We start from the raw sequence: 12,955 nt of genomic DNA, 5'->3' as shown, positions 1-12,955 counted from the left end.
AGATTTTCTGACGATCCGGCGCAGGGCTCAGCGCGTGCAGGTTGCTACTTGTCCGTTTCGTGGCGAGCGAGGAGCCGCTTCAGACGATCGGTGACGGCGAACACGTCGTTGAGCACTTCGTCCATAAGCAGCAGCACGTCAGCTGCGTCTTGTTCGGTGACGGCGGTAGTAGCGAAGTCGCCGTGGGCCATGTCATTGCCGAGCAGTCGAATGGCGTGCGCAGCTTGCACGATCTGTGGTCGGATCAGCTGGCTCGTGCCCATCGCCTCGATCTTCGCGAATAGACCTCTTTCAGTGACGCCCTTGCTCTTGGCTGTCGCCTCAATCACAGCTCGAGCCATCAGCACGGCTGCGCGGTGAGCACCTATGCTCAGGCATCGATGTGCTTCGTCGGCCGGCGCCGCGATCTCCGGCAAAATGTCGTGATACTCCATGCCGACGGGCGCAATCGGTTCCCAGTACTGCACCCCTTGTTGCAAGAGCATTGCCAGCTCGGTGCGACGCATCTGAGGGTGCGCGTGCGACACGGACGTTTGCACTCCGTCAACGGCGTCGAGCACACCGATTTGCGTTGTGCCGCCGATGACGAATCGATGGCACGCGGTGCACTGAAAGGCTGCCTCAACCCGACGCGAGCGCTCGTCGATCCAGCGCACGCTGTCTTCCACGTAGACCATGTGCGTGATCTTCTTGCAGTGAGGGCAGGTGTGGTCAGCCTGGGCGGTCATGACACGACCGTACATGCGGTGCACACCGCGGTAGAAGTCGGCGAGGTCAAGCGTCGCCATGGTGTACTCGCCTCCTATTCGATGGGTACCCATTGGCGCGCGGGATGCCGAGGCCGCCGACGGCGTATCCTCAGCTCACCGGCAGGACTGCCATCAGTCTCCCCCGCTCGTCGCGAGTGCCGGGGCGGCCTCGATCATCAGAGCATGGAGCTCGTCGGTGCTCAGCCCGTCAGCCTCGACGATCTCGTCAGCGACCAGGCCGCGTGCGCCGTACGGGCTGCGAGGCGTGATGATCGCGACCGGGTCGAGGTGCAGCGCGTCGGCGTGCTCCTGCCCCGCCTGCTTCGTGGGAGCGAGGACGATGATACGGCGGGTCGGGTCAGGTGCGACGTCGACCGACTCGACCGGATCACCCAGCACGTCAGCCAGGTCCCGGCATCTGACCACCGGCTCACCCTCACCGACGACGACGTCGACGTGGTTGCTAGTGTTCATGATGCCTCCCAGATCTCGGTAGCGGCGTGGTCACTCTTGAGCGAGTTGCAGCGGCGGTGCATGGGGACGAGTACCTGGCCCACGAGGCGGCCGCCGTTGGCGATCGCGGTGTCGTGGTCTGCGGTGAAGCTCATCCGGTCAGTGGATGGCAGGTCGGTGTCGATCGGTTCGCCGCACCCCCAGCCGGACGGTGAGCCGTGGCCACAGGGCAGGTCCTCCACCTTCGTGCGGCGCTTTAGAGCGGCCTGCTCACGGCGATAGGCACGGTGCCCCTTCCCATCGCGCACTGATCTGCTTCCCATGGTGGCCGCCTTCGACATACAGGAGTCGGGCCCGGCACACTTCTGCCACCGTTCCCTACAGTGTGCTTATGGACTGGAACCTAGCCATCGCTGCTCTCAGCTTGGCTCTGACCGCGGCCACGTTGTGGCTCGTTCTGCTGGATCGAATCGAGCGCGGACGTCAGTTTCGCCGGGCCGCGTGGGATTTTCGGGAGTCCCATACCGTGCATGCGCGAGATCCTGAGAACACCCACGTGGCGACGGTGCTACGACTTTCGAACACAGGTGGCGTATGGGCACGTTGCTGGGCGCGATGATCGTCGGTGCGGAGGTCGACAACGAAGACAACCCACTCCTCCCCGCGGGATTCGTCGCAGGTGCGTTCCACGAGATCCGCATCAAACCATCGAATCTCGACAACACCTGGATCTGGTTCGCGTACAGCGACACGGACGACCGTCGATTCGCCCATGTGCTTTGGATTCCCGCCGGCGGCCAGGGGCCTTTGGTCGATGAGCACAATCGTCAGAGAGACGCACATGGATCCGGACGCAGTGCTCGTCGGCGCGCTCGACGGTCGTCGTCCCCAGTAGGTCCAGGTGGCTCATTCAGACGCGCTATTCGACGGGATCGTGACGGCTGGGTCGATGCTCTCGACGGCGCTTCCGATATCGCCTGGAAAGCCGAAGGCACGCGGGTCTCGCTGTAGCACTCGATGCTTCAGCGAGCGAGAACTGCCACCAGCTTCCTCGAGGGCGGCAGAAGACTGTGCCCCGCCGCCCATCACCGCTCGAGTGTGCGCATCTTGCGACCTGGGGACGAGGCTGCTCGCTCACGCGGTCCCGAGGGTACGGGGTGCTCGACGTGAGATCCTGGCAGGAGGGGCGGTCGCTCTGCTGAGGGATGTGAACGTGTGGTGGCGGGGCGCGCACCCGAGAACGACGAAAGCCCCGCCAGATCGGCGAGGCTTCGGTCATAGTTCAGGTGCAAGCACAGCTTAACACAACTGATGGAAGAGTTTGAAGAGTTTCAGTGGACACCGAGCGCCAAGTGCTGGGAATCGACGAAGTCCACGAATGCCTCAGTGTTCGCGAAGTAGTTCGGGTACGCGGATTGGAGCTGTTCGATCTTCGAGATGACTACCAGGACCGCGTCCACATCGTCGTCGTTCACCGCCTCGACCTGCGCGAGCGCTTCCTCAGCCTCCGGATGAGTCTCGAACACTCTCACACTCAGCTGGCCCGACCGGCGATCAAGTCCCAGAAGGATGGTCGATCGACCGCTTCGCGGGAAGCGAGACACCACAGACGAGTAGCTGATCAGCCGTTCGACCACGCGAAGTTCCTCGTCCAGGTTGTACAACTCGGCTCGCAACTCGTCTACATCACCTTCGACACCCGGCACCGGCGCAGTGCCCTCCCCGAAGGCCATCAGTCCACTCGTCACTGCGAAGAACCGCTTGAGCTTCTCTGGGCCCTCCCCGTACTTCAATCTGGTGCCCGAAAACAGGTCCATCGTCTCGATCGCGGTAGCCCACGAGTGCATCAGCTCACTGCGGATTTGCACCTCGATCTTGTGCCCCTGGTATGGCACCTTCGCCGCCTGGTACGAGTACACGAGGTGTTGGCCACGGTAACCCGTCGCCTGCGGCCCCCGGATGTAGTCGTACTTTCGCTGGATCGTGTTCTTCGCGCGCTTCACGTTCTCAAGGCGCGCGACGAGCTCATCAACCTCGGCGACTGAACTCAGCACGACTCGGCAACCGCCCATATCCTGCATCGAGTCAACGGCCATCGTCGGATGACGTTCGAGCTTGTCGATGATGGTCGGCAGGCGCTTGGTCCGACGGGCGACGACGGCCTCGGGGTTCACCGCGAGCGCGTTCATGCGCACATGGACTGTCACAGAGAGGAGGGGGTAACTGTGCGAGCTGCGGAAGTTCGAGATGATGTCTCGCGCTTCCTTCACCTCCTGGGGTGTGCCATCGCCACGCCCGATGAGTTCGCCAGCACGGCGCACACGCTTCTTCGAGTACTGCAACTCGACCCATGCCATGCGGGTCAGCATATCGGTCACCGGGTCTCTCGCTTCGTACTCTTGCGCGGACGACCGACCCTCCGGCGCATCCTCCGCTCGGCGGCGAGAACCTCGTCGCGCTTGAAGCGTCCGTGTCGAGGCGTGAGCTCGTTCGCGTCGACCCAGTTGCGGATGGTGCGCTCGGTGCGCCCTGCGATCTCGGCGGCCTCGGTGAGCGTGAGCCAAGTCTTCATGCGGCGTCTCCCCTCTTGCGTGCTGCCACGGCGAGCACGTCGTCTGTGCGGTATCGGCCGAGGTGCGGCTCGAGGTCTCCGGCCTTCACCCAGCCGCGGACGGTGCCGGGCTCGCGGTGCACGAGGCGGGCGGCGTCGACGAGGGTGAGCAGGCTCGGGTCGTGTGGTCGGACCTCCGGCGGGGCAGGCTCGGCGAAGACGGATGCCCAGAGGCCGCCGTCGTCGTTCGAGTTCGCCTCCCAGTCGCATTCGGCGGTTGTGCAGCGGTAGCGGGAGGGGCGGCCGTTGCGGCCGGGCTGCACGCGCACTGCCATGAGGTCGCACTCCGGGCAGGCGGCCTGCGCCCATCGGGGCGAGTCTTCGAGCGGCCAGCGCACCGAGGCGTCGGCGACTGTCCACACGTCCGGAGCCCCGCCGTGCACGACCATCACGCCCTCGCAGAGCGCCTCGACCTGGTGCGAGTCGTTCGCGAGATTGTCGAGGTCGTCGAGGATGACATCGGCGGCCATGCGGACGACGTCGTGCGCGGCATCCGCCATCGCACCGGCGGCGAGGCCGGCGCCGGGTCGGTCTTCCCCTGCCACGAAGTTCGCCCAGATGTTCAGCGTCGTGGTGATGTCGTTCGATGCGTCGATGAGGTCGGCGGCGACGGGCGCCGGGATCTCGATCGACGACGACTGCACGCGGATCCGGTCGAAGACTGCGGCCTTGGTCGGGTCGGCGATCGAGCGGAGGTGCCCAACGACGTCGGCGGCGTCTTCGAGGTGGCGGCGCAGGGTGCGGTAGCAGCGGTCACAGATCAGCACGCCGTCGCGGGCGTAGACCTGCGCGCATCCGGGGCACGGGTTGTCGCCCTTGTACGTCTCGCCGCTGCGGGTGCAGGTTGCGAAGTGCTCACCACGGACGGTGCAGCCACGGATGCAGTATTGATCAGACATCGTCGGTTCCTTCCTGCTTCGCGCTCGCGATGAGCATCTGTGCGAGTGCCGTGTACTCAGGTGATCGGCGGCGGAGGTCGGCGTCGCATGCGAGGTGCGCCGTCCACCCGTTCACGAACTTCAGCCGGGCGTCCTGCATGTCAGGAAGCGCCTGGGCGCCGGTGGCCTTCTCGATGAGTACGCTCACGTCTCGGTTCCTTCCTGCTTCACCGGCACCCGGCCAGCTCTCCACCGGCGCTTCGTCTCGGTCGGCGCCTCGTCGCCCCGCGGGCGATCCTCGCGGTCCCATGACCCGCCACCTGCGAGGCCGTCGTCGACCCAACCGGCCGCGCGGAGTGACGCCCCGCTCTCGCTGGCGAGGGTGTACGTGATGATCTTGTGAGGCGGGTAGCCGAGCGCGACACCGGCACGGCGAAGCGATCCGTAGATCATCGAGCAGCCGTTACGGGTTCCGTCCGTGCAGACCCTCACGACCTCGAGGTACCCGTCGCGGTCGAGCATCCGCGAGCGCGGACGACTGGCGATGCCGACGCCGTGGAGCACTCCGGCAGCGTCCCGGATCGACACGCTGAACTTGTGCCCGCGCGACGCCTTGTGGTGCCGGTGGTGCTGCGTCACGTAGGCGTTCGCTGCCCGCAGGCCGATGGGTTCCACGCGCAGCTCAGCCATGGCTCTCTCCTTTCTGGCCGACGACAACAGCGGTCGAGGCGAGTGCCTCGATCTGTGCTCGCGTCACCTGCACCACGATCGGCGGGTCGATAGTCCAAAGCCGGGCCGAGTAGTGGTCGACCGGGGCGCCGTCGAGCGTGTCGGAGCGAACGGGGTTGTGTATGGTCTCGATCCAGTAGACGTTGACCTCTCGGCCGGCGTCAGTGATCGCGGGGACGAGGTAGCTGAGAACGAGCGCGTGGAGTGCGCGCCGGTCGTCGAAGGGTGGGTCTTCCTCGAAGTGCTCCCACCACCAGTCACTGAGGGCGTCGCCGTCTCCGAATCCCCACTTGCTGAGGAGGCTGTCAGCGTCAAGCGTGAACACTGGTTCGTCCGTGCTCATCACGCGCTCGTCCTCGGTCGGGGTGTGCGCCTCCTCCACGACCTTCGCCGCGGTCACCGCCAGCCCCCGCACATAGTCCGTGAACGTCTCCGGGCCCAGCGCGCCCATCCCGCCGTCATACGCCTCGTCGCGAAGCGCCTTCTCGAGCTCGTCGATCAGGTCAGAACGGTGTGTCGTCGCCATGGTTCCACTCCCCTCCTGCGGGCGGCTCGGCAGTCACCCACTGCTGTTCCTGCGCCGGGGCGGATGCTTCCGGGCGCTGCTGGCCGTCGGCGCGCGCGGCGCGGCTGACCTGCGCCGTCGCGAAGCGGAGCGACGGCCCGATCTCATCGATCTCGAGCTCGAACGTCGTGCGCTGGTTGCCCTCGCGGTCCTGGTAGTTCCGCTGACGGAGACGACCTTGGACGATCGCACGCATGCCCTTCGTGAACGTCGCGGCGATGTGCTCGGCCGTGTCGCGCCATGCGACCGCGCGGAGGAACAGGCTGTCGCCGTCCTTGTAACCGCCAGCCTCGCGATCAGCAACCCGGGCGGTCGACGCGATCGTGAGGTTCACGACCGGGACGCTGCCCTGCGTGAAGCGGAGCTCGGGGTCGGCGGTCAGGTTCCCCACGACAGTGATGATTGTCTCGCCAGCCATCAGATCTGGTCCTCCTGCTTCTGGGAGTTGCTCGCCTCGCGGGCTTCTCGCTCGAGTCGCGCCGCTTCCACGCGCTCCTCACGGACACGCTGCTCCTCTGCGATCTCGGCGGCGATGAACTCGACGTCGACGTACCCAGCGAGGATGAGACCCTCGGCCATCCGTACGCGGGTGTCCTTCTCCGATCGGGGCGATGCGTCCTTCAGCTTCTCGACGACGCGCTCGCGCACGGCGAGCCAGTCGGATGCCGCGATCTCGGTCTGCTTGCTCATGCTGTCTTCCCCTGTTCTGCGAGCCACCGCTCGCGTTCTCCGGCGAGATACCGCCGGAGCTGTTCGGTCTTCTCCTGGAATGCCTGCGCCAGCGCGTCCTTCACCGGCAGAGCGACGAGGCGCTCCCGGCGAAGACGACGACGCCGTGCCGGCGACTGCTCCAACTCGGCGATGAACTCCGCGAACCACTCGTCGCAGAGCCGCCAATCGGCCTCAGAACGGTTCACCGCCCCACCCCTCTCCGTGCTGTTCGAGCTGCTCGTGGTAGGTCGCGAGCTTCTCCTCGTAGATGCGGCGTGCGAGCCACTCGTCGCGCTGCAGGCGGGCAGTCCGGCAGGGCCCACACGAGACGTTCTGGATCCCGTTCGGGTGCTCGGAGCAGCCGATCGGCGGTGCATCGAGCAGCAGCGGGCGGGCCGGCGGTGCGGGCACCGCTTCGCGCTCCCCCGCCACCGCGGCCCAGGCGTCCGCCCTCGCCGCGTCCTCCGCGCGCACCTGCGCCCTCGCGCGCTCCCGCGCCTGCTCGCGCGCCCGCGCTCCCCCCACAGCCACGGACGTCCATGGACGGCCCGAAGGCGGCTCCGGAGTGTCGACCCGCGCGCCGCGGGCGTCGACCCGCAGCGGTCGTGCGAGGGCGATCCAGTGCGTGCCGCGGGCGGGGAAGATCGTCAGGAACCCGACGTCGTCCAGCACCAGCAGGTGCTCCTCGACCATCGCCGTCGCTGCTCGGCCCGGGTACAGGTCGCCCGCGATCAGCTCCGGGATGAGCTCCCGGCGCCCCATCACGTCCGTGTGTAGCCACAGCCCCATCGCGGTCGGTTTCGCCGCGTCCGGCACCCGCAGGTACTCCGGCGACTGCAGGTCGCTCGGGCTGATGAATCGTTGCTTCGTTGACACCTTGGTCGTTCCCTCTCGCGAAGCCCTCGATGCACCTGTCGAGGGCGAACTGCAGATCGTGCTCGTCGACGGCGAAGCACTCCGTCCACCCGCGGCCCATGGGCAGCAGGCCGAGCGCGTCGGTCTCCCGGCGGAACGCCTGCGGGAACCACCGGCGCAGCACGCGCAGCGCCTCCGCCTCCCACGACGCATCCGTGCCGCGAGCACACACGATCACCTGGGCGCCGGAGCGGATCATCATCTCCACCCGGTGCCACTTCCACGCCCGGCCCACCTTCAGCACGCCGGCGTGCGGCCAGTAGACGACGTACGTCATCGCGAACTCCGGCATGCTCATCGCGCACCGCCGCTGAATCCGCGGGCGAACGCGGCACCGATCGCGGCGAAGTGGTCGTGGATGGCCCGGAAGCTCGCGCCGAGCTCCTCGAATGCCTGCGCGGTGGCGCGTCTCTGGCGCTCCGCCTCAGCGCGTATCCGGTCCGCCTCGAGCTGCGCGACCTGCTGACGTCGCTCGGCCTCCTCGCGGTCCATCGCTTCGACATCGACGCCGATGCGGATCAGCGCCGTGCGGGCGGATGCGTCGATCTGCTTCCGGATGCGGCGGTTCGCCGCGTCGATCTCTCTCTGCACGTTCATCGCTTCCCTGCCTTCTTCCTCACCGTCACGCCACGCCACTCCTGGTGGGCGTCGGACGTCTTCGAGCACAGACCGAACTTGTCGAGGTGGTTCACGATCTGCCCGCAAAGGCGGCAGGTCGGCTTGCCCTCGTGGATCATGTCGACGATGCGGAGCTGCTCGAGGGTGACCTCGCGGTTCGGTTCCCACGTCTTCGGCTCTGCCTCCTGTGCGGCCGTGAGGGATCGGGCGATGTTCGCCTCGAGCACGGCGCTCATGCCGCGTCCTCGATCAGCTCGGCCTCACGCTGTGCCTGCCACTGCCGCTCGAACTTCGCGAACGTGACCCGCGGGTGCGACTGCCAGTGCTCGACGAGCTCCTCGGAGGCGTACGCGAGCGCGCGGGTCTCGTTGCCCATGAACAGCGAGAACGGGTCGATGCCCTTCTCGCGGCCGCGGGCATTCAGCATGGCACCGTTGGTGGCCTCCTCGGCGGCAACGAACTGCGCGTACAGGGTGTCGTCGTAGTCGGCGCGGCACTCACGCCACGCGGAGAACGCCTCGCTGATGATGCTCATACGATCGCCGTCACTTCGCTCGCGAGTTGCCGGCCGAGGTGCTCCGTGAACGCGGGCGGGAGCGCCTCGCTGAGTTCACGCAGCTCCATCCAGTCGATGCCCATCGCTTTGCGCTGGACCTCGAGCGGGATGCGCCAGACGCCGACCTCGACCGTGCTACGCAGGTTCGTGCGGTTCGTGGCCGGCGGGAACCGCGGCGTCTGCCACGAGTGGTCGCAGGGCGGCGCCCCGAGGGCGATGTTCGACTCGAACAGCCGATGCCGGCGGACGTCGAGACCGAACGACGACCCGCACAGCTTCACGGGGTCGACGAGTTCCGCGCGGGCGGTTTCGACGTTTTCGATGATCCACGGCACGTCGAGGCGTCCAAGACGCTCGCGAACATCGGGGATCAGGTTGAGGTACCCCTCGCCGACACCGGCCCCGCGGCGTCGATAGGCCGTGAAGCTCTGGCACGGAGGCGAGGTGTGCACGGCGTCGATCGTCCGACCGAACACCTGCCCGGTTCGCACCAGCGTGTCGAGTACCTCGATCGCGTCGGCGACATGGTGTTCGAACGGGTATCGAGGCTGCGAGTCCTTATCGACGCCGATGACCTCGAACCCCGCTCGGTGGTAGCCCATGCCGGCGCCGCCCGCGCACGAGAACAGGTCGAGGAGAACGGGGCGGCTCATGCGATCGCCTCGTGCCAGAGCAGCCACTCGGCGCCATAGACGCTGCAGCCCATCTCCATCGCGACCGCGCGCGAGATCCGCACCCGGGTGATGCCCTCGAGGCGGAACCAGGACATCTCGAGCGGGTAGAACACCGGGACGCGCTCGGGGTGGGTCACCCAGCGGCGGACCTTCCACCCGAAGCGGAGCGCCGCGGCCTGCATCGCACCCTCGCAGCCCTCGTTGCAGGTTCCGCAGAGTGAGAGACCATCGACGGGCGAGGGAACGTTCTTGGACCCGCCCATGCCGACCGCGCGCCGGTGCTGGAACGTGAGCACCATGACGCCGCAGGCAGCGCAGCGTCGGTCGTCGCGACGGTAGACCGCTTCGCGCGTGGCCGTAGTCGGGGCGCTCATCGGGTCACCCCCGATAGAGTGCGGAGGTGTCCGAATGGTTGATGGAGAACGGCCAGGTGCTGCTGTCTCTGGTGTGGGATATCGCAGTTACCGCCGGAGTTCCGATAGCGGTTGCGTACGTAGCGGCACGCTACGTGGTGCAACAACTGGCGCAGACAGAGAAGCACCGCAAGGAACAGCGCGACGAAAGACTCGCCGATCGCCAAGCGGAGGCGATCGTTGAACTCTCGCAAATGATGATCGCTGACGCAGACACGATGGTTCGCGTGATCGATCAATCGATCGAGAATCTTCGCGCATTGAAGGCTGGAAAGCCCGCTCCGGCGGCAGCACGCATCACTCAACTCGATCGGTTCCGCAACAATAGTTACTACGTGCGCGCTCAGGCGCTTCTCGCTGCGAACACCCCGGCAGTCGCCAACTGGGTTCTTGAGCAGAGTGAGCGAATCTACGCCGAGGGCATCAAAGTGCTGGCCGAAACTGGAGATCCCGGAGTAGTGTCCGGCCCCGCTCGTCACCTCGTCATGAACATCGCAACGGAGACGACAAAGAAGCTCTTTGCGTGGCAGCGAGGCGACGTTTCCGACCAGTGGTTCATCGATCAGCTGACGAATGGCTGACACTCGGACATTCATCGGTGCTCTCCCCGGAAGTTGGCGTTGAGGGACCGGAGGATCTCGATGTCCTCGGTCAGGGTCTTGCGCATCTCGCGGGCGTATTCGAGCGCGAGCTCGGCGACGTCGATGCGCTCCCATGCGGTGAGCACGTCGGCGTCCGACTCGGCGACGAGGCGGCGCGTCTCGGCGTCCCGTCCGACGGCGCGCTGCCGGGCGTAGCTGCGGGCGATGATGAGCTCGCGCTTCGCGTCCTTCACGGCCTTCGAGCGGTCGGCGAGAACGGCGGGCGCCTGCGCGATCATCGCGCGTGCCTTGAGCAGCGCCCCCGCGCACTGCACCGGTGACGGGAACAGCTGCAGCAGTTCGCCCTCGTCGAGCGCGGTGAGGTTCAGCGGGACGAGCTCGACGCCCTGCTCCGTGACGGTCCCGTCGGTGTCGTCGACGATCATCGGCGTGCACCCTTCTTGCGGGCGGCCTTGCGACGGGCGGCACGGTTCTGCGGCGGCAGATGATCGCGCGCGGCGGGCCTCTCGACGACGGGCGCCTCCGTCGCGGCGATGACGGGCGCGGGCTCGGCGGTAGAGATCGCCCAGGCGGACTCGACGAGCGCCTTCCGCTGGTTGCGGGCAGTGCGGTGAAGGTCCGTGCCGGCCTTGTCGGGCGTGAACGCGCGCACGGCGCGCGCCTCCGCCTCGAGCGCGTCGATCTGCTCGATCGTTTCGGCCGCGAGGAACTCGGCCGCCCAGTCGCGTACGGCCGGTGGGGCGGCGTCGGTACCGGGCGCGGGCAGGTCGCGCTCGTCGGCCTCCTCCTCGATGCGGATATCGCCGAGGAGGTCGCGGAACGTCTGCCGGAACGCGACCATGCGCACGGTGCGGCCGAAGTGACGCATCGGCGAGCGGTCCCACTTGCCGGACCACTCCTCAGAGGCCGCGGGGTACTGCTCTGACCAGCGGATCGTGACCGTGGTGGGGACGCGGACGCCCTTGCGGAAGACCTCTACGCGGGCGAACTCGGGGTGCGCGACGTCAGCGGTCGGCGCCCAGGCCTGCAGCCAGACGACGCCATCGTCGGAGAACTCGACCGGGCCGGTGCCGTCCCACTCCCCCGACGCGTGCACGATGTGCTCGACCTCGCCGATGGTCTTCTTCTCGATGAGCTCAGTCGTTGACATGCTCGACCTCCTGGAACTTCAGAGCGGGCGCCCTTCGGGTGGTGCGGGGGAAGTGCTTCAGCGCCGACGCCTCGAGCACGGCGAGCTCGATGCGCAACGCCTCGACGTGCGCGTGGACCTCCGGGGCGGCGGTCTTCCATGCGGCCTCATCGATCGACACCGTCTCGGCGACCGTGGTCTGGAACCCGCCGTGCTCGGTCATGCCGACGGTGCCGAAGCGCTGCGCGCCGGGGAGCTTCGCGGTCGCCGCCTTGACCTTCTCGTTCGCGGCCTTCTCTGCCTTCACCGCGGCGTCGAGGTCGCGCTTCAGCGGTGCCCATGCGGCGACGGCGTCCGCGACCTCGTCGGGGAGGTCGTCGACGTCGGGGCATCCGGCGTCGCGCCAGGCGATGAAGTTATCGGCGCGGTCGACGAGGTAGGCGATCATCTCCTCGTCGCGCGGGACCGGAATCCACGTCGCGCCGTCGACGGGCGGCATGTCGTCCTCGTCGCGGACCTCGAACCCATACAGGGCGTAGTCGGCTCCGAGCACGTGGATCTGCCACTGCATCTGTGCCATGTGCTCGACGGGGATCGACCAGGAGTCCCAGCCGAACTCGTGGGACTTCACCTCGATGACGACGAGCGCGCCGTCCTGGTCGATGCCGATGGCGTCCGGGGTCGCTCGGTGCAGGTCGTTGTCGAGCGCGGCCCACAGCGCGGCGTTGGGGGTGAGCGATGCGAGACGCTCGGCGGCCTCGTCGAGCAGGGCGGCCTCGCGGGCATGCCCGGCCTTCGTGGCCTTGTTGCCGCGGAAGGTCGAGCCGTTCATCTTCTGCTCGACGATGGTGCGGCGTGCCTTGATGCCGGCGCGTGCGATGCGCCAGGCGTCGGAGGCGGTGACGCCCTCGCCGCGCTCGAGCATCCACACGGTACGGGGTGCGTCACCGGGGACGACGACGCGGGCTGCGGTGATCTGCGGGGTCATGACTGGTCGCCCTTCTTCGGGAGCGGGATGAGGAACGCGGCGACGAACGTCGCGAGGCTGATGAGGACGCCCAGGTCCGCGCCGTTGACTCCGGTTGTCGGGTCGGCCGCGGCGGGCCCGCAGAGGGCCGCACCGAGGAGCGCGGCGACGACCGCGCTCATGCGTCCGGGAGACAGCGGCCAAAGGCCGGGGCGATCGGTCGCGATCGGTCCGTCGATGACGGGGGCGGTGCGCTCGACGACGCTGAGGTGCCTGTCAGCGGTGAGCGGTGCGAACTCGCCCACCGGTGCGACGTTGTCGTCGGTATCCTGTGTCTGAGGCATGTGCTTGCCTTTCGTTCTCTGGTGGGGCGTCCGTTGCCGCG

The 12,955-nt window shown here is 67.3% G+C and carries 24 protein-coding genes; 2 read left to right on the top strand and 22 right to left on the bottom strand.

What is annotated here, in order from left to right; translation table 11 throughout:
- Window positions 1-44 precede the first annotated feature (44 nt).
- The 3 genes from ACWGQ1_RS16125 to ACWGQ1_RS16115 all read right to left on the bottom strand — a co-directional run bounded on the left by ACWGQ1_RS16125 (window position 45) and on the right by ACWGQ1_RS16115 (window position 1,357).
- Entirely contained in the window at window positions 45-788 is a 744-nt protein-coding gene (locus ACWGQ1_RS16125; protein WP_452313328.1) for a DUF4145 domain-containing protein, read from the bottom strand.
- A 93-nt stretch (window positions 789-881) separates the two neighbouring features.
- Window positions 882-1,223, bottom strand: coding sequence for a hypothetical protein (locus ACWGQ1_RS16120; RefSeq protein ID WP_452313327.1), 342 nt, complete (start codon window positions 1,221-1,223; stop codon window positions 882-884).
- Entirely contained in the window at window positions 1,220-1,357 is a 138-nt protein-coding gene (locus ACWGQ1_RS16115) for a hypothetical protein (protein ID WP_452313326.1), read from the bottom strand. Before ACWGQ1_RS16115 ends, ACWGQ1_RS16120 begins: the two co-directional genes overlap by 4 nt.
- Window positions 1,358-1,796: 439 nt before the next feature.
- On the opposite strand from ACWGQ1_RS16115, the gene ACWGQ1_RS16110 reads away from it, so the two are divergent.
- Window positions 1,797-2,213 (top strand): hypothetical protein, encoded by a 417-nt coding sequence (locus tag ACWGQ1_RS16110; RefSeq protein ID WP_452313325.1) that lies wholly within the window; start codon window positions 1,797-1,799, stop codon window positions 2,211-2,213.
- A gap of 320 nt (window positions 2,214-2,533) precedes the next feature.
- Here ACWGQ1_RS16110 and ACWGQ1_RS16105 read toward each other — a convergent pair whose 3' ends face one another.
- From ACWGQ1_RS16105 to ACWGQ1_RS16035, 15 genes are all read right to left on the bottom strand, one after another.
- Window positions 2,534-3,559: a RelA/SpoT domain-containing protein gene (locus ACWGQ1_RS16105; RefSeq protein WP_452313324.1), complete on the bottom strand. Its 1,026-nt coding sequence runs from the start codon at window positions 3,557-3,559 to the stop codon at window positions 2,534-2,536.
- 17 nt (window positions 3,560-3,576) lie between these two features.
- Complete coding sequence (locus ACWGQ1_RS16100) at window positions 3,577-3,774, bottom strand: helix-turn-helix domain-containing protein (RefSeq protein WP_452313323.1); 198 nt, start codon at window positions 3,772-3,774, stop codon at window positions 3,577-3,579.
- Window positions 3,771-4,712 carry a helix-turn-helix domain-containing protein gene (locus ACWGQ1_RS16095; RefSeq protein ID WP_452313322.1) on the bottom strand — a complete coding sequence of 314 codons (942 nt, stop codon included), beginning with the start codon at window positions 4,710-4,712 and terminating at the stop codon, window positions 3,771-3,773. Before ACWGQ1_RS16095 ends, ACWGQ1_RS16100 begins: the two co-directional genes overlap by 4 nt.
- Window positions 4,705-4,899: a hypothetical protein gene (locus tag ACWGQ1_RS16090; protein ID WP_452313321.1), complete on the bottom strand. Its 195-nt coding sequence runs from the start codon at window positions 4,897-4,899 to the stop codon at window positions 4,705-4,707. Before ACWGQ1_RS16090 ends, ACWGQ1_RS16095 begins: the two co-directional genes overlap by 8 nt.
- Complete coding sequence (locus ACWGQ1_RS16085; RefSeq protein WP_452313320.1) at window positions 4,896-5,381, bottom strand: XF1762 family protein; 486 nt, start codon at window positions 5,379-5,381, stop codon at window positions 4,896-4,898. Before ACWGQ1_RS16085 ends, ACWGQ1_RS16090 begins: the two co-directional genes overlap by 4 nt.
- On the bottom strand, window positions 5,374-5,946 hold the full coding sequence (locus tag ACWGQ1_RS16080; protein WP_452313319.1) for a hypothetical protein: 573 nt from the start codon (window positions 5,944-5,946) through the stop codon (window positions 5,374-5,376). Before ACWGQ1_RS16080 ends, ACWGQ1_RS16085 begins: the two co-directional genes overlap by 8 nt.
- Entirely contained in the window at window positions 5,924-6,403 is a 480-nt protein-coding gene (locus ACWGQ1_RS16075) for a single-stranded DNA-binding protein (protein WP_452313318.1), read from the bottom strand. Before ACWGQ1_RS16075 ends, ACWGQ1_RS16080 begins: the two co-directional genes overlap by 23 nt.
- Complete coding sequence (locus tag ACWGQ1_RS16070; RefSeq protein WP_452313317.1) at window positions 6,403-6,675, bottom strand: hypothetical protein; 273 nt, start codon at window positions 6,673-6,675, stop codon at window positions 6,403-6,405. The genes ACWGQ1_RS16075 and ACWGQ1_RS16070 overlap by 1 nt, the downstream gene beginning before the upstream one ends.
- On the bottom strand, window positions 6,672-6,902 hold the full coding sequence (locus tag ACWGQ1_RS16065) for a hypothetical protein (RefSeq protein ID WP_452313316.1): 231 nt from the start codon (window positions 6,900-6,902) through the stop codon (window positions 6,672-6,674). The genes ACWGQ1_RS16070 and ACWGQ1_RS16065 overlap by 4 nt, the downstream gene beginning before the upstream one ends.
- Window positions 6,889-7,572 (bottom strand): hypothetical protein, encoded by a 684-nt coding sequence (locus ACWGQ1_RS16060; RefSeq protein WP_452313315.1) that lies wholly within the window; start codon window positions 7,570-7,572, stop codon window positions 6,889-6,891. Before ACWGQ1_RS16060 ends, ACWGQ1_RS16065 begins: the two co-directional genes overlap by 14 nt.
- A gap of 333 nt (window positions 7,573-7,905) precedes the next feature.
- Window positions 7,906-8,208, bottom strand: coding sequence for a hypothetical protein (locus ACWGQ1_RS16055; protein ID WP_452313314.1), 303 nt, complete (start codon window positions 8,206-8,208; stop codon window positions 7,906-7,908).
- On the bottom strand, window positions 8,205-8,465 hold the full coding sequence (locus tag ACWGQ1_RS16050; RefSeq protein WP_452313313.1) for a hypothetical protein: 261 nt from the start codon (window positions 8,463-8,465) through the stop codon (window positions 8,205-8,207). The genes ACWGQ1_RS16055 and ACWGQ1_RS16050 overlap by 4 nt, the downstream gene beginning before the upstream one ends.
- Window positions 8,462-8,764: a hypothetical protein gene (locus ACWGQ1_RS16045; RefSeq protein WP_452313312.1), complete on the bottom strand. Its 303-nt coding sequence runs from the start codon at window positions 8,762-8,764 to the stop codon at window positions 8,462-8,464. The genes ACWGQ1_RS16050 and ACWGQ1_RS16045 overlap by 4 nt, the downstream gene beginning before the upstream one ends.
- Window positions 8,761-9,438: a DNA cytosine methyltransferase gene (locus ACWGQ1_RS16040; RefSeq protein ID WP_452313311.1), complete on the bottom strand. Its 678-nt coding sequence runs from the start codon at window positions 9,436-9,438 to the stop codon at window positions 8,761-8,763. The genes ACWGQ1_RS16045 and ACWGQ1_RS16040 overlap by 4 nt, the downstream gene beginning before the upstream one ends.
- Window positions 9,435-9,833 carry a hypothetical protein gene (locus ACWGQ1_RS16035; RefSeq protein WP_452313310.1) on the bottom strand — a complete coding sequence of 133 codons (399 nt, stop codon included), beginning with the start codon at window positions 9,831-9,833 and terminating at the stop codon, window positions 9,435-9,437. Before ACWGQ1_RS16035 ends, ACWGQ1_RS16040 begins: the two co-directional genes overlap by 4 nt.
- A 26-nt stretch (window positions 9,834-9,859) precedes the next feature.
- Between ACWGQ1_RS16035 and ACWGQ1_RS16030 the strand changes: the two genes are divergently transcribed.
- Window positions 9,860-10,453: a hypothetical protein gene (locus tag ACWGQ1_RS16030; RefSeq protein WP_452313309.1), complete on the top strand. Its 594-nt coding sequence runs from the start codon at window positions 9,860-9,862 to the stop codon at window positions 10,451-10,453.
- Between the two features lie 11 nt (window positions 10,454-10,464).
- Here ACWGQ1_RS16030 and ACWGQ1_RS16025 read toward each other — a convergent pair whose 3' ends face one another.
- Genes ACWGQ1_RS16025 through ACWGQ1_RS16010 form a run of 4 tightly spaced genes read right to left on the bottom strand, consistent with a single transcriptional unit; the run spans window position 10,465 to window position 12,914 of the window.
- On the bottom strand, window positions 10,465-10,899 hold the full coding sequence (locus tag ACWGQ1_RS16025; RefSeq protein ID WP_452313308.1) for a hypothetical protein: 435 nt from the start codon (window positions 10,897-10,899) through the stop codon (window positions 10,465-10,467).
- Entirely contained in the window at window positions 10,896-11,624 is a 729-nt protein-coding gene (locus tag ACWGQ1_RS16020; RefSeq protein WP_452313307.1) for a hypothetical protein, read from the bottom strand. The genes ACWGQ1_RS16025 and ACWGQ1_RS16020 overlap by 4 nt, the downstream gene beginning before the upstream one ends.
- Entirely contained in the window at window positions 11,611-12,591 is a 981-nt protein-coding gene (locus ACWGQ1_RS16015) for a hypothetical protein (RefSeq protein WP_452313306.1), read from the bottom strand. Before ACWGQ1_RS16015 ends, ACWGQ1_RS16020 begins: the two co-directional genes overlap by 14 nt.
- Window positions 12,588-12,914: a hypothetical protein gene (locus tag ACWGQ1_RS16010; RefSeq protein ID WP_452313305.1), complete on the bottom strand. Its 327-nt coding sequence runs from the start codon at window positions 12,912-12,914 to the stop codon at window positions 12,588-12,590. Before ACWGQ1_RS16010 ends, ACWGQ1_RS16015 begins: the two co-directional genes overlap by 4 nt.
- Window positions 12,915-12,955 lie beyond the last annotated feature (41 nt).

Source organism: Microbacterium sp. NPDC055599, assembly GCF_053618975.1.
The sequence above is the reverse complement of the archived record's forward strand: the minus strand, read 5'-3'. Positions and strand labels throughout refer to the sequence as shown.

Bases quoted from the DNA above. Each gene is read 5' to 3' on its own strand.
- ACWGQ1_RS16125 (WP_452313328.1), bottom strand. From the start codon at position 788: ATGGCGACGCTTGACCTCGCCGACTTCTACCGCGGTGTGCACCGCATG.
- ACWGQ1_RS16120 (WP_452313327.1), bottom strand. From the start codon at position 1,223: ATGAACACTAGCAACCACGTCGACGTCGTCGTCGGTGAGGGTGAGCCG.
- ACWGQ1_RS16115 (WP_452313326.1), bottom strand. From the start codon at position 1,357: ATGAGCTTCACCGCAGACCACGACACCGCGATCGCCAACGGCGGCCGC.
- ACWGQ1_RS16110 (WP_452313325.1), top strand. From the start codon at position 1,797: ATGGGCACGTTGCTGGGCGCGATGATCGTCGGTGCGGAGGTCGACAAC.
- ACWGQ1_RS16105 (WP_452313324.1), bottom strand. From the start codon at position 3,559: ATGGCATGGGTCGAGTTGCAGTACTCGAAGAAGCGTGTGCGCCGTGCT.
- ACWGQ1_RS16100 (WP_452313323.1), bottom strand. From the start codon at position 3,774: ATGAAGACTTGGCTCACGCTCACCGAGGCCGCCGAGATCGCAGGGCGC.
- ACWGQ1_RS16095 (WP_452313322.1), bottom strand. From the start codon at position 4,712: ATGTCTGATCAATACTGCATCCGTGGCTGCACCGTCCGTGGTGAGCAC.
- ACWGQ1_RS16085 (WP_452313320.1), bottom strand. From the start codon at position 5,381: ATGGCTGAGCTGCGCGTGGAACCCATCGGCCTGCGGGCAGCGAACGCC.
- ACWGQ1_RS16080 (WP_452313319.1), bottom strand. From the start codon at position 5,946: ATGGCGACGACACACCGTTCTGACCTGATCGACGAGCTCGAGAAGGCG.
- ACWGQ1_RS16075 (WP_452313318.1), bottom strand. From the start codon at position 6,403: ATGGCTGGCGAGACAATCATCACTGTCGTGGGGAACCTGACCGCCGAC.
- ACWGQ1_RS16070 (WP_452313317.1), bottom strand. From the start codon at position 6,675: ATGAGCAAGCAGACCGAGATCGCGGCATCCGACTGGCTCGCCGTGCGC.
- ACWGQ1_RS16055 (WP_452313314.1), bottom strand. From the start codon at position 8,208: ATGAACGTGCAGAGAGAGATCGACGCGGCGAACCGCCGCATCCGGAAG.
- ACWGQ1_RS16050 (WP_452313313.1), bottom strand. From the start codon at position 8,465: ATGAGCGCCGTGCTCGAGGCGAACATCGCCCGATCCCTCACGGCCGCA.
- ACWGQ1_RS16045 (WP_452313312.1), bottom strand. From the start codon at position 8,764: ATGAGCATCATCAGCGAGGCGTTCTCCGCGTGGCGTGAGTGCCGCGCC.
- ACWGQ1_RS16040 (WP_452313311.1), bottom strand. From the start codon at position 9,438: ATGAGCCGCCCCGTTCTCCTCGACCTGTTCTCGTGCGCGGGCGGCGCC.
- ACWGQ1_RS16035 (WP_452313310.1), bottom strand. From the start codon at position 9,833: ATGAGCGCCCCGACTACGGCCACGCGCGAAGCGGTCTACCGTCGCGAC.
- ACWGQ1_RS16025 (WP_452313308.1), bottom strand. From the start codon at position 10,899: ATGATCGTCGACGACACCGACGGGACCGTCACGGAGCAGGGCGTCGAG.
- ACWGQ1_RS16020 (WP_452313307.1), bottom strand. From the start codon at position 11,624: ATGTCAACGACTGAGCTCATCGAGAAGAAGACCATCGGCGAGGTCGAG.
- ACWGQ1_RS16015 (WP_452313306.1), bottom strand. From the start codon at position 12,591: ATGACCCCGCAGATCACCGCAGCCCGCGTCGTCGTCCCCGGTGACGCA.
- ACWGQ1_RS16010 (WP_452313305.1), bottom strand. From the start codon at position 12,914: ATGCCTCAGACACAGGATACCGACGACAACGTCGCACCGGTGGGCGAG.